This window comes from Mesorhizobium sp. M0340 (assembly GCF_040321535.1).
Lineage (GTDB): Bacteria > Pseudomonadota > Alphaproteobacteria > Rhizobiales > Rhizobiaceae > Mesorhizobium.
In genome coordinates, this window is record NZ_JAMYRR010000005.1 from 1 (window position 1) to 21167 (window position 21167).

The 21167-nt window shown below is 60.9% G+C and carries 24 protein-coding genes; 14 read left to right on the plus strand and 10 right to left on the minus strand.

Annotated elements, in window-relative coordinates; genetic code table 11:
- Positions 1-320: 320 nt before the first annotated feature.
- Complete coding sequence (locus NKI79_RS08810; RefSeq protein WP_352801106.1) at positions 321-632, plus strand: hypothetical protein; 312 nt, start codon at positions 321-323, stop codon at positions 630-632.
- Positions 633-888: 256 nt separating this feature from the next.
- Positions 889-1200, plus strand: coding sequence for a DUF736 domain-containing protein (locus NKI79_RS08815; protein ID WP_352801108.1), 312 nt, complete (start codon positions 889-891; stop codon positions 1198-1200).
- An 88-nt stretch (positions 1201-1288) separates the two neighbouring features.
- Here NKI79_RS08815 and NKI79_RS08820 read toward each other — a convergent pair whose 3' ends face one another.
- The 3 genes from NKI79_RS08820 to NKI79_RS08830 form a co-directional block, all read right to left on the minus strand.
- Positions 1289-1813 carry a Ros/MucR family transcriptional regulator gene (locus NKI79_RS08820; protein ID WP_352801110.1) on the minus strand — a complete coding sequence of 175 codons (525 nt, stop codon included), beginning with the start codon at positions 1811-1813 and terminating at the stop codon, positions 1289-1291.
- Positions 1814-2178: 365 nt separating this feature from the next.
- On the minus strand, positions 2179-2427 hold the full coding sequence (locus NKI79_RS08825) for a conjugal transfer protein TraD (protein ID WP_352801112.1): 249 nt from the start codon (positions 2425-2427) through the stop codon (positions 2179-2181).
- A 1-nt stretch (position 2428) separates the two neighbouring features.
- Positions 2429-2755 (minus strand): conjugal transfer protein TraD, encoded by a 327-nt coding sequence (locus tag NKI79_RS08830; protein ID WP_352801114.1) that lies wholly within the window; start codon positions 2753-2755, stop codon positions 2429-2431.
- Between the two features lie 172 nt (positions 2756-2927).
- On the opposite strand from NKI79_RS08830, the gene traA reads away from it, so the two are divergent.
- Entirely contained in the window at positions 2928-5975 is a 3048-nt protein-coding gene (gene traA / locus NKI79_RS08835) for a Ti-type conjugative transfer relaxase TraA (RefSeq protein WP_352801116.1), read from the plus strand.
- 128 nt (positions 5976-6103) lie between these two features.
- Positions 6104-6319, plus strand: a complete 216-nt coding sequence (locus NKI79_RS08840; RefSeq protein WP_352801118.1) for a helix-turn-helix transcriptional regulator — start codon at positions 6104-6106, stop codon at positions 6317-6319.
- A gap of 84 nt (positions 6320-6403) precedes the next feature.
- Here the strand turns inward: NKI79_RS08840 and NKI79_RS08845 are convergent, their stop codons facing one another.
- On the minus strand, positions 6404-6646 hold the full coding sequence (locus NKI79_RS08845; protein WP_337091395.1) for a helix-turn-helix domain-containing protein: 243 nt from the start codon (positions 6644-6646) through the stop codon (positions 6404-6406).
- A 137-nt stretch (positions 6647-6783) separates the two neighbouring features.
- Here NKI79_RS08845 and NKI79_RS08850 point away from each other — a divergent pair, with 137 nt between their 5' ends.
- From NKI79_RS08850 to NKI79_RS08880, 7 genes are all read left to right on the plus strand, one after another.
- Positions 6784-7464: a hypothetical protein gene (locus NKI79_RS08850; protein WP_352801120.1), complete on the plus strand. Its 681-nt coding sequence runs from the start codon at positions 6784-6786 to the stop codon at positions 7462-7464.
- A gap of 36 nt (positions 7465-7500) precedes the next feature.
- Positions 7501-8049: a helix-turn-helix domain-containing protein gene (locus NKI79_RS08855; protein WP_352801122.1), complete on the plus strand. Its 549-nt coding sequence runs from the start codon at positions 7501-7503 to the stop codon at positions 8047-8049.
- Positions 7970-8680, plus strand: a complete 711-nt coding sequence (locus tag NKI79_RS08860; RefSeq protein ID WP_352801124.1) for a hypothetical protein — start codon at positions 7970-7972, stop codon at positions 8678-8680. The genes NKI79_RS08855 and NKI79_RS08860 overlap by 80 nt, the downstream gene beginning before the upstream one ends.
- A 77-nt stretch (positions 8681-8757) precedes the next feature.
- Positions 8758-9126 (plus strand): beta-barrel domain-containing protein, encoded by a 369-nt coding sequence (locus NKI79_RS08865; protein WP_502909800.1) that lies wholly within the window; start codon positions 8758-8760, stop codon positions 9124-9126.
- Positions 9127-9746: 620 nt separating this feature from the next.
- Entirely contained in the window at positions 9747-10679 is a 933-nt protein-coding gene (locus NKI79_RS08870) for an alpha/beta hydrolase (RefSeq protein WP_352801126.1), read from the plus strand.
- Between the two features lie 19 nt (positions 10680-10698).
- A complete protein-coding gene (locus NKI79_RS08875) occupies positions 10699-11646 on the plus strand; it encodes a sigma-70 family RNA polymerase sigma factor (RefSeq protein ID WP_352801128.1) in 948 nt (315 codons plus the stop codon).
- Positions 11647-11683: 37 nt separating this feature from the next.
- Positions 11684-12421 (plus strand): SGNH/GDSL hydrolase family protein, encoded by a 738-nt coding sequence (locus NKI79_RS08880; protein ID WP_352801130.1) that lies wholly within the window; start codon positions 11684-11686, stop codon positions 12419-12421.
- Positions 12422-13215: 794 nt separating this feature from the next.
- Here NKI79_RS08880 and NKI79_RS08890 read toward each other — a convergent pair.
- Together NKI79_RS08890 and NKI79_RS08895 are read right to left on the minus strand one after the other, a co-directional pair.
- The gene (locus NKI79_RS08890) at positions 13216-13863 is read right to left on the minus strand and encodes a TetR/AcrR family transcriptional regulator (protein WP_352801132.1); all 648 of its coding nucleotides are present in this window, start codon (positions 13861-13863) and stop codon (positions 13216-13218) included.
- A gap of 101 nt (positions 13864-13964) precedes the next feature.
- Positions 13965-14153, minus strand: a complete 189-nt coding sequence (locus tag NKI79_RS08895; protein ID WP_352801134.1) for a hypothetical protein — start codon at positions 14151-14153, stop codon at positions 13965-13967.
- Between NKI79_RS08895 and NKI79_RS08900 the strand changes: the two genes are divergently transcribed.
- A complete protein-coding gene (locus tag NKI79_RS08900) occupies positions 14152-15045 on the plus strand; it encodes an NAD(P)/FAD-dependent oxidoreductase (RefSeq protein WP_352801136.1) in 894 nt (297 codons plus the stop codon). The genes NKI79_RS08895 and NKI79_RS08900 overlap by 2 nt on opposite strands.
- A 569-nt stretch (positions 15046-15614) precedes the next feature.
- Here the strand turns inward: NKI79_RS08900 and NKI79_RS08905 are convergent.
- Together NKI79_RS08905 and NKI79_RS08910 are read right to left on the minus strand one after the other, a co-directional pair.
- Positions 15615-16094 carry an SRPBCC family protein gene (locus NKI79_RS08905; protein ID WP_352801138.1) on the minus strand — a complete coding sequence of 160 codons (480 nt, stop codon included), beginning with the start codon at positions 16092-16094 and terminating at the stop codon, positions 15615-15617.
- 16 nt (positions 16095-16110) lie between these two features.
- Entirely contained in the window at positions 16111-16470 is a 360-nt protein-coding gene (locus NKI79_RS08910; RefSeq protein ID WP_352801446.1) for an ArsR/SmtB family transcription factor, read from the minus strand.
- Positions 16471-17039: 569 nt separating this feature from the next.
- Here NKI79_RS08910 and NKI79_RS08915 point away from each other — a divergent pair.
- A complete protein-coding gene (locus tag NKI79_RS08915; RefSeq protein ID WP_352801140.1) occupies positions 17040-18251 on the plus strand; it encodes a carboxymuconolactone decarboxylase family protein in 1212 nt (403 codons plus the stop codon).
- A gap of 195 nt (positions 18252-18446) precedes the next feature.
- Here the strand turns inward: NKI79_RS08915 and NKI79_RS08920 are convergent, their stop codons facing one another.
- Positions 18447-19043: an NADPH-dependent F420 reductase gene (locus NKI79_RS08920; RefSeq protein ID WP_352801142.1), complete on the minus strand. Its 597-nt coding sequence runs from the start codon at positions 19041-19043 to the stop codon at positions 18447-18449.
- A 61-nt stretch (positions 19044-19104) separates the two neighbouring features.
- Positions 19105-19839, minus strand: a complete 735-nt coding sequence (locus NKI79_RS08925; RefSeq protein ID WP_352473458.1) for an SDR family NAD(P)-dependent oxidoreductase — start codon at positions 19837-19839, stop codon at positions 19105-19107.
- Between the two features lie 270 nt (positions 19840-20109).
- On the opposite strand from NKI79_RS08925, the gene NKI79_RS08930 reads away from it, so the two are divergent.
- Positions 20110-21006, plus strand: a complete 897-nt coding sequence (locus tag NKI79_RS08930) for a LysR family transcriptional regulator (RefSeq protein WP_352801144.1) — start codon at positions 20110-20112, stop codon at positions 21004-21006.
- Positions 21007-21167: the final 161 nt, after the last annotated feature.

The window sequence follows — 21167 nt, forward strand, 5'->3', positions numbered from 1 at the left end:
CGTCACCGCCCCCGCCCCCCCCCCCTCCCCCTCCCGCGCCCCCGCCCCGGCGGGCGGGCGCCCGGTATCGTCCGCCGCCGCGCGCGGCGCCGGCCCCCCCCCCCCCAACACCTCGACAGAACGAAGTTTTGCAAGCGGTGGAACCCAGAACGTCCCCGACACGAATATCTCCCCGGTGTGCCATCGCCCCGCCATGTGGCGCGATACCCTGCATGAGGTGCCTGTGCGGATGCGTCCCATTCCAGGCAATGCCTCACCGTGCGCAGAAGTCAGCGTAGTCGGATCATTCGGCGATGCGGTGGAGGATCGGGTGTGATGAAATGTTCCTGGCCATCGACCTCAACCGGGCTCGCATCCAGAGACTGAAACGCGAAATCGTCACGAGGGTTGGCGGCTTGGAAGCCGCTGCGTTCAGCAATCAATCGGTCGTCTTCGGAGCCGCCCGAAGCTCGATGGCGGGTCAGCCCAAGCTGAAGGAAATCGGCCGTTCCTTTTTTCATCCGTTGGAGGAGGGACCGCACCCTCCTGGCGTTTGGGGTCAGTTCTTTGACAGGACGGAGAAGCGCCACAGTGCGGACGACATCAGCTGTGACAGATCGCAGCTTGGTGGCGGTTCCTTCCGCCAATTCTAAGCCACGCCCACGGCGTCCTCGAATGGATTGGGTCTGACCGAAGACCGCCTTCGCTTCATTCAGTCTCGATCGTCTTCCCGCAACGACGTCGCTGCGTTTTCTTCCCCTGGCCGCTGCACGGTCCAAGAAAGCCTCGCGTCGCCGTCTTCCACTTCGTTTCAGCCCCTTTGGGGTGCGGACCGATCGCCTCCGGTCTCACGACCACCATCGAGGCCGCGATGGGCGCGGCCCGAGAAAAACAGAAGGAACCATCACAATGGCTACGATCGGCACATTCTCGCGCACCGCGAACGGCTTCTCCGGCTCGGTCAAGACCCTCAATCTCAACGTCAAGACGGTGATGTTCTCTCCGGCGGATGGCGACAATGAAAAGGGTCCTGACTTCCGCATCTTCGCCGGCGCCACCGAGTTCGGGGCGGCATGGAAGAAGACCTCGCGCGAGGGACGCGATTACCACTCCGTCAAGCTCGACGATCCCAGCTTCCCCGCTCCGATCTATGCGAGCCTGGTCGAGACCGACACCGAGGGCGACTTCTCCCTCATCTGGTCCCGCCGCACCGCAGAGTGATCCGACTTAACACGAAGCCCCACCGCAAGGCGGGGCTTCGTCATGTTCAAGTCCTGCACTGCCTGGCTCGTCCGCCAGGTGCCGCGCGCTAGGCTTTGGCCGGTGCCTTGCGCGCCTTCACTGGGGACTTGATGGCTGCCGCAGCCGTTTTCGCTGCTGCCGAGCGAGCATCCCGCTTTGGTTTTTCCGCCGCGGCAGGAGGCGCAGCCGCCTTGCGCCCGAGCCCTGATGCCTTCGCCAGAGCCGAGCGGGTGGCCGCGTAGTTCGGCGCCACCATCGGGTAATCGGCAGGCAGGTTCCACTTTTGCCGGTATTGGTCAGGGGTGAGGTCAAAATGCTGAAGATGCCGCCTGAGCGATTTGAATTTCTTTCCGTCTTCCAGACAGATGATGAAGTCCGGCGTCACCGACTTCCTGATCGATACTGCCGGCTCCTGCTTGATCATAGGTTCTACCGCCGGCGTGCCGATGCCTTTCAGAGCGGCATGGATATCGGCGATCAATTTCGGCAACTCGCCGACCGGTAGTGGATTGTTCGACACATAGGCGGCGACGATGTCGGCCGCTATCGACACGGTATCCAGTTGGCCGTCTTGTTCGAGAGCAGTGGTCATATAACTTCCTTTTATTGTGTCGGACGAATTGAGCGACGTTTGATTTCCCCGTCCCGCCGCCGAGGCAAATAGTACGTTTCTCTGTAAAATCCAAATCTCTTGCACAACACTGTAAGAGTAAGCTTCGCTTTGATCGTTCCGATCGACTGCGAATACCCTTGTCGACCCAATGGGAAGCGAGGAACTTCGCCTTGCTTCCCCGCCAATGCCGCCTGTGCAGAGCAGGGCCGCAGGCTCGCAAAGCGGCCGACTGCAGCAACAATGGCCATCAATTTCCATCCGCTCCGCTCGACCGTGTATGAGCGGTTGTTGGCCGAGTGTGACTTAATGGGCGGCTTGGATCGTTCGCCGCTCGGCGACCACCGCTATGTTCGCTGGCTCTTTTGGTCTTCATGCAATTCCGATGCAAACGCCAGCTTCCCCTTCGCATTCCATAGGCTACGCGCATGCTCGCCTTCATCGCTCTGCAGCTTAGCGGCGATCCAAAGCAGCGCGCCGTAAATGGTAGCGCGATCGTCATTAGTGAGCTCGACAATGCCTGCCTTGACGACGAGACCGCCAAGCTCGATGAGCTGCCGTGTGCGCTTGCGGCGCTCGACCTGCCAGGCGCGCATGTCATTGCGAGCCCGTGCCGCCTGCCGGCGATTGTGGGCTGCCCGGTTGCGCTTGAGCGCCGCGTGGGTTGCGCTGAGATTCCGGAGCAGTTCGCCAGGACCGGCTCTCGAAAAACATCACTCCACGCTTGGCCCATGCCTCACGCTTTGCGGCGTCTTTCGTCTCGGCGATTGCGACCAGTGCGCCGGCCAGTTCGTCGGTATTGAGCTGATCGGCGCCGGTGGCGATCACCAGCTCGCCAAGTTGCTGCACCTTTCGGCTTTTGAGCTCTCGCGCTTTTTCTTCCAGCGCCTTCAGTTCTGCGTCGAAGTCCCTTGGTTTGCGCATGGCCGTCTCCATTGATTGTCGATGTGGCGATGATAGGGGAGCGCCTGCCGGAAGGCTTCAGGGTTGCCGAGACAGCCCGGGACGGGCTGGTCCATCCCGAGAATTTTTCGAGGGAGGGCGCGCTTATACGTCGTGCCGACGTGCGGTTTGACGTGCAAATGATCTGGTCCCGATGGCGATCTATCATCTTCACGTCAAGGTCATTGGCCGCAAGGCAGGCTCGAGTGCTGTCGCGTCGGCCGCCTACCGCTCGGCTTCGCGGCTGCGTGACGAGCGGATCGAACGCAGCCATGATTTTTCAGCCAAACGCGGTGTCGTTCATTCCGAGGTGATGTTGCCGGAGGATGCACCGGAGGCCTGGCGCGACCGCGAGAGGCTATGGAACGATGTCGAGGCGTTCGAGGTGCGCAAGGATGCGCAGCTTGCGCGCGAGGTCGAGTTTGCGCTTCCGCGTGAACTCACCCAGACGCAAGGCATCGAACTGGCGCGCGACTTTGTACAAGTCGAGTTTGTCAGCAAGGGCATGGTTGCGGACCTCAATGTGCATTGGGACAGGGCGGAGGATGGCAGCCCCAAACCGCATGCTCATGTCATGCTGACCATGCGGTCCGTGGACGAGAACGGTTTTGGGGCAAAGGTTCGAGACTGGAATGCTACCCAGATCGTCGAGCGCTGGCGCGAGCGGTGGGCGGAGCTGGCCAATGAGCGCCTGGCCGAACTCGACATCGACGCGCGTATCGATCATCGCAGTCTGGAAGCGCAAGGCATTGCGCTGGAGCCGCAAACCCAGATTGGTGCGCCAGCCCAACGCATCGAGGGCAGGGGCCTGGACACTGCCAGCATTGAAGCCGATCGCGCCGAACTGCATCGCGAGATCGCACGCAAAAATGGCGCGCGCATCATTGCAGAGCCATCCGTGGCGCTCGATGCCATCACCCATCAGCAATCGACCTTCACCCGAAAAGACATCGCGAAGTTCTCGCATCGGCACAGCGATGGAATGGAGCAGTTCAACCAGGTGATGGCAGCGATCACCAATGCACCCGATCTGATTGAACTCGGCAAAGACGGACGCGGCGAAGACCGTTTCACCACAAGGCAGATGATCGACACCGAACAGCGCCTTCACCACGCGGCGGAGCGTATCGATTTGGACGAGCGCCACGCGGTGAGTGACGCGCATCGCGAGGCAGCGCTGGCGCGGGCTGTGCAACGCGGGCTTGTCCTTTCGGGCGAGCAAAGCGATGCGCTTGCGCATATCACCGATGGTCGCGGTCTTGGTGTCATTGTTGGCTTTGCCGGAACGGGCAAAAGCGCCATGCTGGGCGTTGCGCGCCAGGCATGGGCAGCGGCGGGCTACGAGGTTCGAGGCGCCGCACTCTCCGGTATCGCCGCCGAGAATCTGGAGGGCGGTTCAGGCATCCCGTCACGCACCATCGCCAGCATGGAGCATAGCTGGGGACAGGGCAGGGATCTGCTCACCACGCGTGATGTCCTGGTGATCGATGAGGCCGGCATGGTCGGCACGCGCCAGTTGGAGCGCGTGCTTTCCCATGCGGCGGACGTTGGCGCAAAAGTCGTCCTCGTCGGCGATCCGCAGCAGTTGCAGGCAATTGAAGCCGGTGCTGCATTCCGCTCGATTCACGAGCGTCATGGCGGCGTCGAAATCGGTCAGGTGCGCCGGCAGCGCGATGACTGGCAGCGTGAGGCCACGCGCGATCTGGCAACCGGCAGGATCGGCGCCGCGATCAGCGCCTACGATGCGCAAGGCATGGTGCATCAAGCTGCAACGCGCCACGAAGCGCGGAATGAACTCGTCGAGCGCTGGGATCGCGACAGGCAGGCGCATCCAGAGGCGAGCCGGATCATCCTTACCCACACAAACGACGAGGTGAGTGCGCTCAACCATGCGGCGCGCGAGCGCATGCGCGCTGCCGGCGATCTCGGCGACGAGGTTCAGGTGGATGTCGAACGAGGTGCAAGGAACTTCGCCAGCGGCGATCGCGTCATGTTCCTGCGCAACGAGCGCGGACTTGGCGTCAAGAACGGCACGCTTGGCATCGTGGAGGAAGTCAGCAAACAAAGCATGACCGTGCGCACCGACGACGGCAGGTCGGTTCGCTTCGACCTGAAAGACTACGCGCACATCGACCACGGCTATGCCGCGACCATTCACAAGGCACAGGGCATGACCGTCGACCGGACCCATGTGCTCGCAACACCTGGCATGGACGCGCATGGCAGCTACGTCGCACTGTCGCGGCATCGCGACGGGATGGACCTGCATTACGGCAGCGATGACTTCACGACGCGCGAACGCCTCGTCCGGACGCTGTCACGCGACCGCGCCAAGGACATGGCGTCGGACTACCACCAGATCGACCCGGCGCAGAGCTATGCCGAGCGGCGCGGCATCACGTTCCGCGAGCGCGTGTTCGAGATGGTGCGACAAATCGTTCCGGAGAAGCTGCGCGACAGGATCGGCGGACTGTTGGACGGGTTGCGCTCGCCCGGAGACGGCGAGCCCAGCCAGGAACGTGGACCTGGGCCGGGAAGGGAAAGTGTTGGGGCGCGGATCGGAGATGTTGGCACCACGCCTGGAAGAGAAGCTTTTGCTGGCGGAGCGCAGCGCGACACCAATGTGCCGGTGGACGCGGAAGCGGCGTTGCGCAGAGCTCGTACACAAGCGCTTGTGCGCCACGCGCGTGCCATCGACGCGATCCTGCGCACCGGAAATGCGGACGGACAGGGCAGTCCCGAGCAAATGCGCGAATTGAGAGATGCCCGCAGCGATTTCGGGAAGGTTCGGCCTCATGGCTGGCGCGATGCCGAAGCGGCTTATGTGAAAAATCCCGAACTTGTCCGTGAGGCGGGCGCCGGCCGCGTCAGCCGCATCGTGCTTGCTCTCCAGCTTGAGACGGAAATCCGCACTGGGATGGACATCGATCCCGGCCGCCGCGCCAACCGTTTCGTGGAACGTTGGCAAAAACTCGACCGGACGGGACAGGAGCAATATCAGGCCGGCGACATGTCCGGCTACAAGTCAACCCGCGCAGCCATGTCCGATATGGCCAAGAGCCTCGAACGCGATCCGCAGCTTGAATCCCTACTGGCAAACCGCAAACGCGAGCTTGGCATCAACGTGGATTCGGGTCGTCGCCTGGGCGCGGAACTCGCCTTCAGCCATGGCATCGGTAAGGGTCGCGGAATCGGTATCTGAACCCCTCCGATTTGCGGCCGTTTCCACGCTACAGGCGGATGAAGCGAAAAATCGGATTGCCTCCGGCATGGGTTCGTCCTGTCTGTCCCAACAGAAATCAGCAACAACCATTCAGGTGGAGGCAAGCTATGTCCGAGCCGGATCGTATCGTTCGTCTCAAAACAGTCCTCGCCAGGACCGGCCTGTCCCGCTCGACAATCTATCGCAAGATCGCCGACGGCACGTTCCCGGCTCAACTGAGGATCAGTACCAATGGCGCCGGGTGGCATGAATCCGAGATCAACCGCTGGGTTGACGATCCCATTCGATGGGGGCCGAAGTCTGAGGTGAAGAGGTCCGATTGAACGGGTAGGTGCAACAACCTGGGGCTTCCTTGCCGGTTCTGCAAATTGTCAATTTGCACTAGCGCGGTCACGCGCTCCCATCGCTCAACCTGTTACTTCCGATAGCTTCTTGATGGCTGACGGAGCGTTAAAACCGAGAATCTCGGCGAGGTTTATAAACTCCACGACATCAACACGTCTCTGTCCGCTTTCTAGTCGAGCTACGAACGATTGGTATTGGCCGAGCCTGGTTGCCAACTCAACTTGAGTAAGGCCTGCCGCTTCACGTTTTTTGATCAGCAGCGCGATCAAAGCTTTGTGCCGATTCGTACCGAGTGTATCGACCACTTATCACCTCATCTGAACTCAGATGGGGGCTTCCTTTATATCTGATTTTCAGTTATCTTAAATTCAGATATTTGGCTGAGGCCGCCAAAGCGTTTGGCTGTATCACCAACCAAGCAAAGCTGTTTGGAGCTCGGATCATGGATGACTCCGACAATAGCATAAATTTGTTTTTCATCACCCGGCGGCACTTGCTGACGGGAACGGCCACCGGCGCGGCGGCATGGCCCTTCCAGGCAAAATCGCTGGCTGCCGAACTGACGGACTGCAGCGCGGCCGATCCTGCTCTTCGTCTGTGTGGGAGCTGGCAAAGAATCCACGATGAGACACTGGCGCTGTGCCGCGAACAGCAGCGGTTGGAGACACACCTCGCCAGGACAGTTGGCTTTCCCTGCGCCAAGGTGCGGCTTGCCGATGGTACGGACGTGACGCTCCATTCCATCGAGAGCCTGAATGATGCCCACTCTCCTGAAAATGAAGTCGAATGGGGCAGAGCGCTTGCGGATTTCGCGGCACACCAGGCGCGCTGGGACGCTGCTGATGCTGAGATCGGCTATTCGAGAACAGACGAACTGATCCGGCAATCGGAAACAGCCGAAAGCGCACTTCTGGATGATCTACCGCAGACAGCGGCCACGTCCATCGAGGGCATTTTGGCCAAGCTCAAGGTGATCCTGCGTGACGGTGAGCACTGGGAACATCCAGACGATTTCCCCTGGCCGCACATCCGCTCGGTACTGAATGACCTCATCCGGCTTTATGGCTTAGACGCTGCAACGAACCCAAGCTCAGAAAATCGGCAAAACTCACAGAGCAGGTGAAGCCTTGTTGAAAATCTTGGATCGTTTCAAAGCGGTGTGGCACCTAATGGTGAGGTCGGTCCCCATTCGGCCGACCGTCATGTCGGCAGGCAGATCGCGACTCTGCGAGTCCAGTCGGACGTCTCGCAGGCGCAACTGGCCCATGCGATCCGCATCAGCTTTCAACAGCTCCAGAAATACGAAAGCGCGCGCAACCGCGTCAGCGCTGTCAGCCGCTTCTTCGATGGTCTGCCGGGCAATGGCGAGGCAACCGCTCCGCTCCTGCCCGTCGACGAACGCCTGGAATTCATCGCCAGCGCGGAAGGCAGACGCTTGATCAAAAGGCTGATGCGACTTCCCCAGCGTGTGCGCAACCGCGTGTCGTCCCTGCTCTTTGAATTGGGAAAGGAAATCGATCCTGTGCAAAGCACGCAAGAGGGCGCGTGCAACGACCCATTCAAGCCATCAACGCCGACCACGGCATTTGCTGACTGGGCTGCTGAGGTGCGGTGCCTGTGGCGCGGGGATGTCGTCAAAAGGCATCGACAAGTCCAGGCGCATTCGCATCCGCTGTTCGGCCGCGACAGAAAGCGGGATTTGCGCTGATCCGAAGACCTTCTATTTGGATACGGTCGAAACTGCAGTTTTGAATGGCCTTACCGCCGAGTTGCGCCATCCCGAAGTGATTGCCCAGTACGTCCAGACGTACCACGAAGAACGGAAGCGCTTGGCAGCGGATACCGATGCCAGGCGCACCCGTTTGGAGCGACGGCTCCAAGAGCTAACTCGGGAGATCGAGCGGCTGGTCAACGCCATTGCCAAAGGCCATGGCGATCCAGCCGTACTGGGACCGCAATCAACAACGTTGAACGAAGAGCGCAAGTGCATTCTGGCTGAGTTGGATCAGGTGCCGGCCGCGACAGGAGTGATCGCGCTGCACCCTGCGGTGCTGGCCCGCTACGAGGAACAACTGAATCAACTTCAGACCGGGCTCGCAAACGGTATTGCTTCCGGCGATTCCGAATGTGCAGAGGCAATGCGCGACTTGGTCGAAACAGTCACGGTGTTTCGAGATCCGTCGAGAACCGGCGGGTCGAGGCGAACGAACAGATCGAACGCGGCAAGACACAGCGCATCGAGCAGGCGGTCAGCCAATTGTCCCAGACACGCACCTCGCTGGCGGACGTCGAGGAACAGGCCCTTGCGGCCGAGGCCATCCTGGCCCGCACGGTGGTGAAGGCTCCCAGCGACGGCATCGTGGTCTCAACCGTCTACAATTCGCCCGGCAGCGTTATCTCGCCGGGAGAAAAGCTGATGGAGATCCTGCCGACGAGTTCGCAGGTTATTGTCGAGGCACAATTGAGCCCGCGCGACATTGATGCCGTGCATGTCGGGCAGAGCGCAAGGTTGCGCCTCTCGGCGCTCAACGCCAGGCTTACGCCGGAGATCGCAGCAACTGTTACAGAGGTATCCGCCGACAAGCTGATCGATGAAACCACGCATCAGCCCTACTACAGGGCAAAGCTGCATATCGCGGAGAGCCTTCCGGCCAACGTAACCGCAGAGCAGCTCTATCCGGGAATGCCTGTCGAAACCTTCATCAGCACCGGCGATCGCACTTTCGCCGAGTACCTCGCGCGGCCAATCCTGGATTCGTTCCAGCGGGCGTTCGTGGAAGAGTAAGAGCAAGGGCCGCAAGGAAAGCCGATTCGGCTCTTTGGATGATTGGAGCGGTGACGGTACTTTTCGAGACGGCTCGGGCGCGCCGTCGAACGCCACAAAGTGCAAAAATCGCCCGATTGGTCCCGATAGTTGGTGAAACCTCAAAATATTTTTTGCGGCGATTTTCCATTTAAAATCAAAAGCGTAACTTTCTGACGGTCTTGATGTCGGAGTTTGCGCGACGCTAAAAAATATTTGATAGTGATTTCAATGAGTTATATGCTGTTTAAACAATCGAGTGGGAGTGACGGGGCGTATTGTGGCGTAGAAGAGGATAGAGCAGCATGTTTAAAGCGATGTTGGCTCGGCGATAATAGTCAATAGTCCCAGCCCCCGGCCACCCGGCGACGGCATAGACGAAGCATCTGGCCGATCGGCGAATGTCTGGAACGAACGTCCCACAGAGAAGGGTGGAGCAGCCAAGCCTTGCTGGGTTTGACACCCGGGGTCCGCGGCAACTGCCACCGGCGAGGCGTTGCATCTGCCGGCCACGTATCCTTTCGCTGGGTTCATCCGTCTTAGCTGTTCATGGGCACGGTCATCCTTGACATCGCCCTCCTGGACGAATTGGAGCGTGACAAATGAACAGCAAGCAGAGCCTAGCGAACAAGATACACTACGAAACGCTCGCGGAGGCTTTCCGCAGCGGTCGAGAATCGCCACAGGAAGCATCCGAGTGGTCCGTTTTGACGGCAGAACCGGGCGGCGTCGATTACGTCGAGACGAACGTCGGCGACAAGACCGCGCTGTGGGTTCAGCCAAAAACGGCAGCCAAAGACCGGGTCATGCTTTACCTGCACGGCGGTGGCTATGTCGGCGGATCGATCTGGACCCATCGCAAGATGGTCGGACACCTTGCTAAGGCGATCGGCTGTTACGCTCTGCTCGCTACGTACGACTACGTTTTCCAGAGCAAGTTTCCGCGCCAAATCGAGCAGGCCGTGACCGCGTTCGAATGGCTCGCCGAGCAGGGTGTCGCGCCGAAGCACACCATAGCTGCAGGCGATTCCGCTGGTGCTGGCCTGATCGTTGCGGCGGCGATGAAACTCCGTGATGCGGGACGGCCGCTGCCGGCCGCGATCCTCAGCATCTCTGGCTGGTATGATCTGTCGGCGAGCGGGCACTCCTACGAAAGCAACCGCGAGAAGGACGCCTTCTTCCAGAAGGCGGTCGTGGATATGCTGGTATCGCAAGTCCTTGCAGGGACCGATCCCCGGCATCCACTCGCCAGCCCGATCTTTGCCGATCTGAAGGGCCTGCCGCCGATCTATCTGCAAGTGGGCGGAGACGAAACCCTGCTCGACGACAGCCGAGCGCTCGCCGACCGCGCGAAAGCCGCCGGCGTCGAGGTGCGCATAGACGTATTTCCGGGGATGCTGCACTCGTTCCAGATGATGGCCGGCCGCGCTCCCGAAGCCGACGACGCGATCGCGCGGTTGGCACAATGGGTTCGCCCCAAGCTTGGTCTGGCCGCAACCGCGGAAACACGCGCGGAAGGTCAGGAGGTCGCATGACTGGCAAATTGAAACCCAGATGTGGCAGCTGAAGGACATGCCCGAGCGACCGACCGGCCTGTTCGATGCGCGATATCGCGCCTTCCTCGAGACGGTGTCAGGCGTCCGCGCCCAACTGCATCGCTACTGCGCCCGCATGACGGCCTCACGCCTCGACGGTGAGGATCTCGTGCAGGAGACACTGTTCGAGGCCTATACGAACATTGAGACCCTCGACGATGCCCGCCGGCTGAAGCCCTGGCTGTTTCGCATCGCTCACAATCGCTGCATCGACTTTCTGAGGCGACGCGATGTGCGCGAGCGCGCGGAGCACGCCTATTCGGACGACATCGGCGTTGTCTCTGCAGAGCCGGCAGCGACCGATGCACGCCGCGCCATAGAACGGCTGGTTGGCCGCTTGCCGCCCAAGGAGCGCGCCTGCATCCTCCTGAAGGACGTGTTCGACTATTCGCTGGAAGAGACCGCAGAACTCGTGGACTCGACGGTTGGGGGCGTCAAATCCGCGCTCTCCCGCGGACGGGCGAAGCTCGCCGACTTGCCCCCTGAACCTGCCGGTGAACCGAACCGTCCGCTTGATCCCGACACCGCGCGGCTCTTGCAGCGCTATGTTGACCTCTTCAACCGCCATGACTGGGATGGCGTGCGGAGCCTCACCAGCGCCGATGCTCGGTTGCGGGTCGCCGACTGCTTCGACGGCCTGCTCAGAAGTTCTCCCTATTTCGTCGAATACGAGCGAAACCCGGAGACGTGGACCATGGAGTTGGGGGCGATCGACGGAGAGCCTGTCCTGATCGTGCTCTTCCAGCGAGGCGACCGGTGGCTGGTCGCGTGGCCGGTTCGTGTCCATGTCGCCGGTCGCGTCATCGATCGCATCGAAGATTATTATGGCTGTCCATGGATGTTGGGAAACGCCGCGGAATCCGACCTGAAACTCATGACTGGGCCAGCCATTTTGGGAAGAGCATAAGGCGACGATTTCTCACTTCTGGCCTGGCGGAGTTACGATGGTGCGTCCTCAACGAAAAATCGTGGCGTGCCTCGGATCGAGCAGCACGGCGGGCAAGGGCCAGGCATTCGATTGGATGGCGGAGCTCCGCCGGCGGCCGGGCAACGGGCAATTTGAGTTCCGGAATTTTGGCGTCGGCGGCGACTTGGCCTACAACGCGCTGCAGCGGTTGCCGGATGTGCTCGCCTGTCGTCCCGACAAGGTCATCGTCTGGGTCGGCGGGAATGATGTTCTCACGCTCGTGTCACGCAAAGTGCGGCGGTTCTTTACGTTTTGGAAGCGTCTGCCCCGCACGCCTTCGCCCGATTGGTTCCACGAGAATCTGGCCGAGATAGCACGCAGGCTGAAGCGCGAGACGGCGGCGGACATCGGCCTTTGCTCGCTCCCTCCGATAGGAGAAGCGCCGGATTCGGACGACCCGTTCCAGAGCGAGCTCAACCGGCGGATCAAGGAATATTCTGCGATCGTGGCGGCCATCGCGCACGAGGAACGCTGCGGCTATGTCCCCCTCCATGAGGCGCTCACCGAGGCGGTTCGCGCCTCGCCTGGCCGGGCCTACACGGCGTTCAACTTTCTTCCATTCTATCGCGATGCTTTTCGCGTACTGGTGCTGCGGCAGAGCCCGGACGATGTCGCACGCCGAAATGGCTGGCAGTTTCACACCGACGGCGTGCACTTGAACAGCCGCGCAGGGCGGATCGTGGCGGATCGCATGCAGAAGTTCATTGACGCCTGAACCTGTGCGGCCGTGTCCGATTGTGCAGCTGTCTGAATTGTCTTATCGCGCAGGCTGTCGGCATTTTTCTCAGGTTCGGCCCAACTGATCTCGCGTAGTGACGGTACTTCTCTCGCTCACGCCAAACTACGCTATGGGCTCGATGAGACGAGAAATCGACCGATTCATGCCGGTAGTCGCTGGAACCGACTAGATTTCCACCATCGAAGTTCCCCTGCAAATTTCTGACGGATCGCGGAGTCGATCTTTTGGCGAAGGCCGAAAAGCTTTGTGCTTCTGAAACAGCACATTACAATACGTCGCGAGGATCGAGTGGGAGGGCCGCTCGGAGCTTTTGGCGGTGCTTTTCGTATCCGATAGAGCATTCTAAAAAGTACCGTCATTCGTTCTTAGGGTTTGACGGTACTTTTCTGTGCGTCAACGCTTTGAAATATATAACGGAAATTGCCCGTAGCATGACATTTTCCGCGCTGACGGTACTTTAGTTATCGACATACATAGTTTCAGCTTTGGCTGCGGTACCGATCGATGTTCCGGACCTGATCGCATATCGTCGGATCGCACCGTCGCATCACCTATCAAAATGTTGTCCCGACTGCTGCCGGATCTGCGATGGAGAGAAGCGTCGACCGCATCCAGGCGGGAGCTTGGACCGCGGTAGATGCGAGCGTCTTTTATCGTTGGGAGAAAGATGAGGTGCCGCGATCTGTGCAAGCTCGGCCGCGCGCGCCGGCCCAATATTACGAAGCGCCTGGACGACGGTCCCGGCCAAGCTGCCCGGAGCAATCAAATGCTTATCCGCCCGCGTGGTCGTTGCCACCGTGCGCGGCGATGAACATGGCGACGGCCGACCGGCAATAGGATTCGATTTCGTTGTCGTCCTCTGCTCTCGCCTCATCGAAGCGTGCGATAATCAGGAGATCGGATCCTTTGAAAAGCGCGGCAAACAAGCGGGCGGACCGGAGAGGATCGGGCACGTTCAGAACCGCCTTCGCGTGCAACTGACGCAACAGGGCCTCGATTTGGGCGATGACATGGGCGGGGCCGGCTTCGTAATGGAGCTTGCTTAACGACTTCTGATTCGTCTTGTCGGCCATGATCATGGCTTCGACATTGCGGACGTCCGAGCTCAACAGCGTGCGAAGCAGGGATGATCCCACCGCCATGAGCTGATCTTCGGCCGAACCGCCGAGGCCTTCAAAAAGGGCCTGTGGTGCAAACTGATGGCAGCGGGTCGCGATGGCCGCGCTGAACAGCGCCTCCTTGTTCTCGAAGTGCCGATAGATGCTGAGCTTGGATATTTTCGCCCGCTGGGCGACCTTGTCCAATGTCGTCGCTTGAAAACCCAATTCCACAAAGAGTTCGCACGCGGCGTCGACTATCGTTTGGCCAAGCGCCTCGTTGGCGGGCCGGCCGCGCCGACCCTGGCTGTTTTCGGTCACGACAATTCCCGTACTTGACAGTATCCTAATTCTTGCGTTACGATACCATGTAGTATCTGAAATGTGCAAGCCAATGGGTAGGTTTCAACCTGTCCTCCAAATCAAATTTCCCCGGGCCGCCCGGCGATATCGAATGCGGCATTGTCCGGCCGGTCAACACAGTGATGGGCGACTTTCTCGTCGATGCCGAAGCCCTGCTCGCTGCCCGTCTCGAGCGCGTATCGCTGGACGATATTTCGCGCCAGGCCCAGCCCAACCCCCTCCATCCACAACACGGAGTTTATCACCATGGATGACGTCATCATCATCGGCGGCAGCTTTGCCGGTCTCGCCGGCGCCCTGCAGCTCGGCCGTGCCCGTCGCAAGGTTACCGTTCTCGATACCGGCCTACCGCGCAATCGCTTCGCCGGCCACTCGCATGGCCTGCTCGGTCACGATCACAAGCCACCTCTGGACATCCTGGCCGAGGCGCGGCAGCAGCTGGCGCGTTATCCCACGATCAGGCTGGTCAGTGCCCGGGCCGACAGCGTTTCCGGCGCCATCGACGATTTCTCCGTCCTCACTGGCGATGGCGAAAGCCTTGCGGCGCGCCGCCTGATCCTGAGCTATGGCGTCGCCGACCAGATGCCTGATGTTCCGGGCTTTGCCGAAAGCTGGGGCACGTCCATCGTGCCCTGTCCCTATTGCGACGGCTTTGAAGTCGCCGGCCAGCATTGGGGCCTTGTCTGGTCCGGCCCGCAGTCGCACAATTATGTCAGGCTGTACCACGATTGGACCGACAGGTTGACGCTCTTCGCCGATGGTCACGACGTTCCACCCGATATCCGGGCCGATCTGGCGCGCCGCAACATACCTGTCGTCGATGGCCGGATCACCGAGATCGCCCATCGCGGGGGCCATATCGCCACCGTCAATCTCGATACCGGCCGCAATGTCGCGGTCGACATCCTGTTCGCCCATCCGCGCAACAAGCCGTCCGCAAGCCTGCATGAATCATTGGACCTCGCCACGGTCGATACGCCCCTCGGCATCGCCCTCAAGGTCGACGAGCGCCGCGAAACCAGCATTCCCGGCATCTACGCCGCCGGCGACCTCGCCAACCCCCTCATGGCCTCGGTCACCACGGCATCATCGCACGGCGCGATGGCGGGTATCTCCGCCCAGCAGTCGATGCTGGTTTGAGAGCACAGATACCCTTCTCCGGTTGCCGCGGGCCATCATATTCTGAAGGTTGCGGGCCGGTGCCACGGAACGCGGCCCCCTCTCCCCTGAGGGCGTCTTTGGCCGGTCAGCCGTCTCGAAGGGGCAGTTGAGCAAAACGATTCCCAGGCTCAGGCCGGTCCGCAAACGGTCCCAAAAGACCCACAGGCTTTCCACAGGTTATTCAACCTCCCCCGACCCCCTCCGGGAAGAAGTTCAGCAAGCGAGGGCGCGACATTGCACCTTGAACCGTGCTGTCGCGCCCTCGGAGCGGGACTGAGCGGCCGAACCATCCTCGACGAGGACATTTGATTGCGGCCCACCGCGCACGTCGGCCTCGGAATGCGTTTCCGAATGCGGTAGTGCTCCAGCGTAGAATGGCGCGCAAAAAGGTGGTTGAGGCGGACGCGCACGACGAGACCACCTCGGTTGGTCGTGTTGCCAATGAGGTTGATGATGGTCTCGTAGGTCCGCAGAGGGCGGCGACGACCTCGTCGGGGTTCTCTTCCGCGTAGTGAAGAGCCAAGCGGCCGACCGCGAGATCGACGACTTCATGACCGTCCCACGCGCGCGCCCAGGGTGATAAGAAGCTCGTCCAGTTGCTCGAACGTCTCGACCATTGCATCCGCCGCCCCGGTGCCGGCAGCCTCGAGAACTTCCTTCGAGGGATAGAGCTCGTGCAGGACCAGCAGCGTCTTGCCACCTTTTTCCTCGAAGGTCACCGTGGTCACGGGCCCACCCTCACCATCTTCCTCATTGGTCCAGACGAGGCGCGAGTGCGCTGTCACTTCGAGGTACGTGCCGAAGAACGCCATAGCATCGGGTTCGAACTCGAGACGGTACTTGCCCCCGACACGAACATCCATTTCGCAGGAACGCAGGAGCATGCCCATCGACTTCGGCACCCACCACTGCTTGAACAGCTCCGGCTTGGTCCACGCCTCGAACACGATGCGCGCCGGGGCGTCAAAGGTTCGCGTAACGACTAGCTCACGCTCGGACTTCCGTTCCACCGTCGTGCGGTTCTTCATGGGGGTAGGCTCACTCTCACTTCCTGCGTCCATCGACCTTCTCCTTCTGTTTCAGTTCCTCGATAACCTTATCCAGCCCGTCGAAGCGTGCGTCCCAGAGCCGGTTGTACCTCTCGATCCATGCCGCCTCTTCCTCTAGTCGGCGCAGGCCGAGCTTGCAGGTCCGCACGCGTCCGACCTTCTCCGTGGTGACGAGCCCCGCCTGCTCCAAGACGCCGACATGCTTTTTCATGCCCGTGAGGGTCATGTGGAACTTCTCGGCAAGGTCCGTGATCGAAGCGTCTGCACGTCCGAGCTGCTCCAGAACGCCGCGTCGGGTGGCGTCCGAGAGCGCGGCGAACGAGGCATCGAAGCGGGTCGGAGAACACTGAACCATGCGGTTCAGTATGTAACGCACGGATTAGCGGCATTCAAGGGGAGGCCGAGCGCGCGCTGCGTTGGTTCTCCATTGAGTGTAGAAAAAATTGCGCCGTTAGATCAGTGCCTTGCCATACTCAAGAACAATCGAGTGGAGTGAGGGGCGTGCTGTGGAGTAAAGTAGGATAGGATATCGCGCTGTAGGCGATACCAGCACAGCAAAAGTAGCCGATAGTTCTCAATTCGCGATGACTGGGATCAGCCGGCATTAGCGTCGGCTCCGATGATACAAACCCTCGACTGCAGAGGTCACGTTCCGAGGGTTTGTATCAAATCCGGCTGTGCCGGGTGTGGGCCGGTCGCGACCAGCATTCCTTGTCGAGCGCCTTCGACTATGGCTAGTTCCGCGATGCCTTGTTTGGGTTCACGGCCAAGTCCGGCACGCTTCGTGAGAGAGATCGCCGATGTCGTGTCGCCCTAACGCAGCAATAACCGAGCACAGCGCACCGCATCCGGCCAGAGTTCTTTGGAGCTGCCCTTGTCGCCGTGGGCGGGACTCTCGCCACGATCAATCAGAAAGCATATGCAATGACAACAACATCTCAAGCTAGTCGTTATTCGCGCGGTCTTGAAATCTTACGGCAGATTGGCGGAGAGAATTTCGACGCGCCGATTAATAGTCTTGCCGAGACATCCGTCGACCTTTCTCGTTTCACCGTAGAATACCCATACGGAGACATTCTATCGCGGCCAGGTCTCGACCTCCCATTGCGTCAGCTGTGCACTATTTCAATGCTGCTTGCCGACGGAAGCGCCCAGCCGCAGTTGAAGTTTCATATGGCGGGCTTTCTCAACGCCGGCGGCGAGCCGAAGGCGCTCATCGAACTCATGTTTATATCTGTAGCGCTCCTCGGCTTCCCGCCAACGGTAAATGCGATCGGCCTTATTCGTGCGGTGTTCGCTGAGCGCAAGCTCGCTTTTGAACCCATCGAGCCCTCCGCAGGCGATGGATCGACACGCCGACAGGCCGGGTTGGAGGCGCTCGACCGGCTCTCTGGAGGCGATGTGCAGGCATATTTCGATGGCTTTGCTGCCGGTTCGTCTGACCTCGCGCAACTCTCCATCGAGTTCGCCTTTGGTGAAATGCTGGCGCGCGACGGCCTCGAACAAAAAGCCAAACTGTTAGCAATCATCTCGATGCTTGCTGCCAGCGGCAATCGTGCGGCGGCGCTCCGTCTTCATCTCGCCGGCGCGCTTGCCCATGGCGTGACGCGAGAGGAAATCATCGAGGTGCTGATCCAGCTCAGCGTCTATCGGGGTTTTCCGGCAGCGCTCAACGCCTTCGCCGTCGCCAAGGATATCTTCGCTGCCGGGTCGCCAACGATTGCGGCAAACGTGCCCCCACCCGCCGTGGTCGAGAGCCGCGCAGACCGGTTGGAACGGGGGCGTGCTACGCTTGCAAAGACGTCCGGTTCATCGGGCGATGCCGTGGTCCGCAGTTTCGATGATGTCGCACCTGATCTCGGTCGAATGATCGTCGAGCATTCTTATGGTGAGGTGTTCTCGCGGAGCGGAATCGACATGAAGTCTCGGGAACTCAGCGCCTGCGCTGCTCTAGCAGCCGTTGGGTCTGCCACGGCAGAGATTCCGCTTCGCGTGCACATCAACGCCGCGTTGAACGTTGGCGCGACGCGGGAAGAAATCCTGGAAACGCTCATAAACCTCACTCCTTACAGCGGATATCCCGCGACACAGCAGGCGGTTCGTATCGCAGCCGAGGAATTCTCTAAGCGCGGTTAGTCCCAAAAGGGCAGATCACCTCAGGGGCTTTCAAAACGCTGACGACGGCCGATAACGGTGGAGCGGACGTAGGAGAGGCCGTCGCGAAACGGTCTCTCTCGCCCATGCGCTTTACTGCTGACGGTCTTTTATCAGGCGCTATGCCGAATGTGCGTGTGCCTGCGAAGCGAAAAATCGACCAATTGATGTCGATAGTCACTCCTTCTTGAACAAATCCTGGAAGATAAGCTGGCCCCAAGTACGGCCGCGTGCGTGCACCAGCGCGCCACCCTCGTTGAGCTTTCCCAGCTTGACGGGTGCGAACCCGAGTTGTTTGGCCAAGGCCGCCACGGGAGCGATCGCGTCCTCGTCGTCGCTCGACAGAAAGACGACCCGGTGGCCGCCCTCGACGGTCGGATCGGCAGCCAGGGTGGCCGCAATCAGGTGATTGAAAGCTTTGACGAGCTTGGCGCCGATGAACGCCTTCGCGATGACGACGGAGGACGGGAGACCGTCCAGCTCTTCAGGGACTGGAAACACGTTCGTCGCGTCGATGACTGTCTTGCCTTCCCAGCTCGGCAGGGCCTTCGCGACCTCGCGGTGCTCCCAGAACGGGATTGCCAAGATGATCGTATCGGCCTCGAGTGCTTCCCGCAGCGACTTGGCGACGACCGTGGGGCCGATCGCCCGAGCCTGCGGCGCCAACGCCTCGGGCGGCCGGCGGCTCGCGACGGTCACGTCGATGTTTTTACGGGCGAAGGCGTGGGCGAGGGCCTGGCCTATCTTACCGAATCCTACAATCGCGTAGCTCATGATCTTCTCCGATCCGTGTTGGTATTGATTCCCCGGCCTTCAACGGCGCTGGGTTAGCGCGTCAGAGTTGCGCAAGACCGCCGTCAACGGCGACCTCGCTGGCAGTCATGAAGCTGCTGTCCGACGACGCGAGAAAGGCCGCCGCCGCCCCGATCTCCGCCGGATCGGCCATGCGCTGGAGCGGAGTCATCGAGGCGAAGACCTTCTGGCCCTCCTCGCCCAGCGCTTCCTTCGCTAGCTCGGTCGCAGTGGCCCCGGGCGACAGCACGTTTACCCGGATGCCGGTGCCCTTTAGGTCCTCCGCCCAGGTCCGCGCGAGGTTGCGCACTGCCGCCTTGCTCGCGCTGTAGGCGCTCATCCCCGGGGCGCCAGTGGTGCCAGCGCTCGATCCGGTCAGGATTATCGAACCGCCCTCGCTCATCAGCGGCAGCGCCTTCTGGATCGTGAAGATCGTACCCTTCACATTGGTGTCGAAGGTTTCGTCAATGTGCTCGGCGGTAATCTCGCCGAGCCGAAGCTGGCTTCCCGCCCCAGCATTGGCAAAGACGATGTCGAGGGTTCCACGCTCGGCCTTCACCGCAGCGTAAAGTCGGTCGAGGTCGGTCAGATCGGAGACCGAGCCCTTCACCGCGCGGGCATTGGGGCCGAGGTCGGCCACAGCGGCGTCGAGCGCTTCCTGCCGGCGGCCGAAGATGAAAACGAAGGCGCCCTCCTCGATGAAGCGCTTTGCTGCGGCGCGGCCGATGCCGGTAGCGCCGCCGGTGATGACTGCAACCTTCCCTTCAAGCTTTCCCATGACTTATCCTTCCAGGCCTTCGCCTTTGGTTGTGCGGGGACACCCCCGAGAACCTCGAAATAGGTCCGCCGGCGTCAGGTGTTGAGTGCGGAAGCGCGCACATCGGTGGTGCAAAATCCATCCGGCGGGACGCCAGCCGCGACGATCGATGTCCGCCGTTCGGAATTGGGCCGCGCTCGTCGACATAAGCTATGATTGACCGCCCGTACTGCTGTTCGATGTGTTAGAGACGGGCTTTGGAAGGCGCACCGTGCGGTGCCGGATTGCACCATGATCGACTGGGATGACGTTCGCTATTTTCTTGCCGTCGCGCGCGGAGGCTCGGTGCGGGCCGCCGCCGAGCGCGTCGGGGTGAATCACTCGACCGTGCTGCGGCGCATCGCCCAGCTCGAGGAACGCCTCGGGGCGCACATGTTCGAAAAGCTGCCTTCGGGCTACCGCCTGACGGCTGCGGGCGAGGAGGTCCTCGAACTCGCGAACCAGATGGAAGCGTCGTCGCACCAGCTGGAGACGCGCGTCTTCGGGCGCGACCAGAGCGTGCGCGGGCTTCTGCGGGTGACGCTGGCACCGCCCCTCGCGACACACCTGCTCATGCCGGATTTCGCCGATTTCGCGCGTCTGCATCCGGACATCGAGATGGAAATCTTGTCGTCCGGCGAGCTGGCAAATCTGACCAACCGGGAGGCCGACGTCGCGATCCGCGTCGTCTACGACCGCAAAACCCTGCCGCTCAATCTTCACGGCCTGAAGGGACCGGAGCTGTTCGGCGGCGTCTACATGTCTCGCGATCGACTAGCCGCGTGGCGTGCGGGCGCGCCTGATCCCATCCGGTGGATCGTCATAAGCATTCATGGCATCCCGGACTGGGCCAGCGAGGGTGAGGTTCGTACCACGGGGGTTCCGTTCAGGACCACGGACGGCGAGGCGCAGATCGTTGCAGTACGGCAAGGGCTCGGGATGACGACACTGCCGTGCTTCGTCGGAGATGCCGACCCCCTACTGGTGAGGGTGCCGGGCACCGACCTGCACATGTACGGAACGCTCTGGCTTCTCACACAGGGGGAGACACGCAAGACGAAGCGAGTGCGGCTCTTCACCGAGTTCGTATCCCGCACGCTCGCCGCGTACGCGCCGCTTCTCGCGGGACGGTCCTTATCGCGTGACTGACGCGCGGCAGGTAGCCGATGGCGCTGTCTCGAGCGTACCGCTGTATCAACTTACGCAGCCCGATGTAAATCTCGGGACGGACTCTGGTTGTAGACTGCCTCGTGACCGTCTTTTTCGTCTTAACGGTTGAAGATAGAAGAGTATCCCTGCCACGGGCGATG

Coding starts and splice junctions, on each gene's coding strand:
- NKI79_RS08810 (WP_352801106.1), top strand. CDS start 321: ATGTTCCTGGCCATCGACCTCAACCGGGCTCGCATCCAGAGACTGAAA.
- NKI79_RS08815 (WP_352801108.1), top strand. CDS start 889: ATGGCTACGATCGGCACATTCTCGCGCACCGCGAACGGCTTCTCCGGC.
- NKI79_RS08820 (WP_352801110.1), bottom strand. CDS start 1,813: ATGACCACTGCTCTCGAACAAGACGGCCAACTGGATACCGTGTCGATA.
- NKI79_RS08825 (WP_352801112.1), bottom strand. CDS start 2,427: ATGCGCGCCTGGCAGGTCGAGCGCCGCAAGCGCACACGGCAGCTCATC.
- NKI79_RS08830 (WP_352801114.1), bottom strand. CDS start 2,755: ATGCGCAAACCAAGGGACTTCGACGCAGAACTGAAGGCGCTGGAAGAA.
- traA (WP_352801116.1), top strand. CDS start 2,928: ATGGCGATCTATCATCTTCACGTCAAGGTCATTGGCCGCAAGGCAGGC.
- NKI79_RS08840 (WP_352801118.1), top strand. CDS start 6,104: ATGTCCGAGCCGGATCGTATCGTTCGTCTCAAAACAGTCCTCGCCAGG.
- NKI79_RS08850 (WP_352801120.1), top strand. CDS start 6,784: ATGGATGACTCCGACAATAGCATAAATTTGTTTTTCATCACCCGGCGG.
- NKI79_RS08860 (WP_352801124.1), top strand. CDS start 7,970: ATGTCGTCAAAAGGCATCGACAAGTCCAGGCGCATTCGCATCCGCTGT.
- NKI79_RS08865 (WP_502909800.1), top strand. CDS start 8,758: ATGGAGATCCTGCCGACGAGTTCGCAGGTTATTGTCGAGGCACAATTG.
- NKI79_RS08870 (WP_352801126.1), top strand. CDS start 9,747: ATGAACAGCAAGCAGAGCCTAGCGAACAAGATACACTACGAAACGCTC.
- NKI79_RS08875 (WP_352801128.1), top strand. CDS start 10,699: ATGTGGCAGCTGAAGGACATGCCCGAGCGACCGACCGGCCTGTTCGAT.
- NKI79_RS08880 (WP_352801130.1), top strand. CDS start 11,684: ATGGTGCGTCCTCAACGAAAAATCGTGGCGTGCCTCGGATCGAGCAGC.
- NKI79_RS08900 (WP_352801136.1), top strand. CDS start 14,152: ATGGATGACGTCATCATCATCGGCGGCAGCTTTGCCGGTCTCGCCGGC.
- NKI79_RS08895 (WP_352801134.1), bottom strand. CDS start 14,153: ATGGTGATAAACTCCGTGTTGTGGATGGAGGGGGTTGGGCTGGGCCTG.
- NKI79_RS08905 (WP_352801138.1), bottom strand. CDS start 16,094: ATGAAGAACCGCACGACGGTGGAACGGAAGTCCGAGCGTGAGCTAGTC.
- NKI79_RS08910 (WP_352801446.1), bottom strand. CDS start 16,470: ATGGTTCAGTGTTCTCCGACCCGCTTCGATGCCTCGTTCGCCGCGCTC.
- NKI79_RS08915 (WP_352801140.1), top strand. CDS start 17,040: ATGACAACAACATCTCAAGCTAGTCGTTATTCGCGCGGTCTTGAAATC.
- NKI79_RS08920 (WP_352801142.1), bottom strand. CDS start 19,043: ATGAGCTACGCGATTGTAGGATTCGGTAAGATAGGCCAGGCCCTCGCC.
- NKI79_RS08925 (WP_352473458.1), bottom strand. CDS start 19,839: ATGGGAAAGCTTGAAGGGAAGGTTGCAGTCATCACCGGCGGCGCTACC.
- NKI79_RS08930 (WP_352801144.1), top strand. CDS start 20,110: ATGATCGACTGGGATGACGTTCGCTATTTTCTTGCCGTCGCGCGCGGA.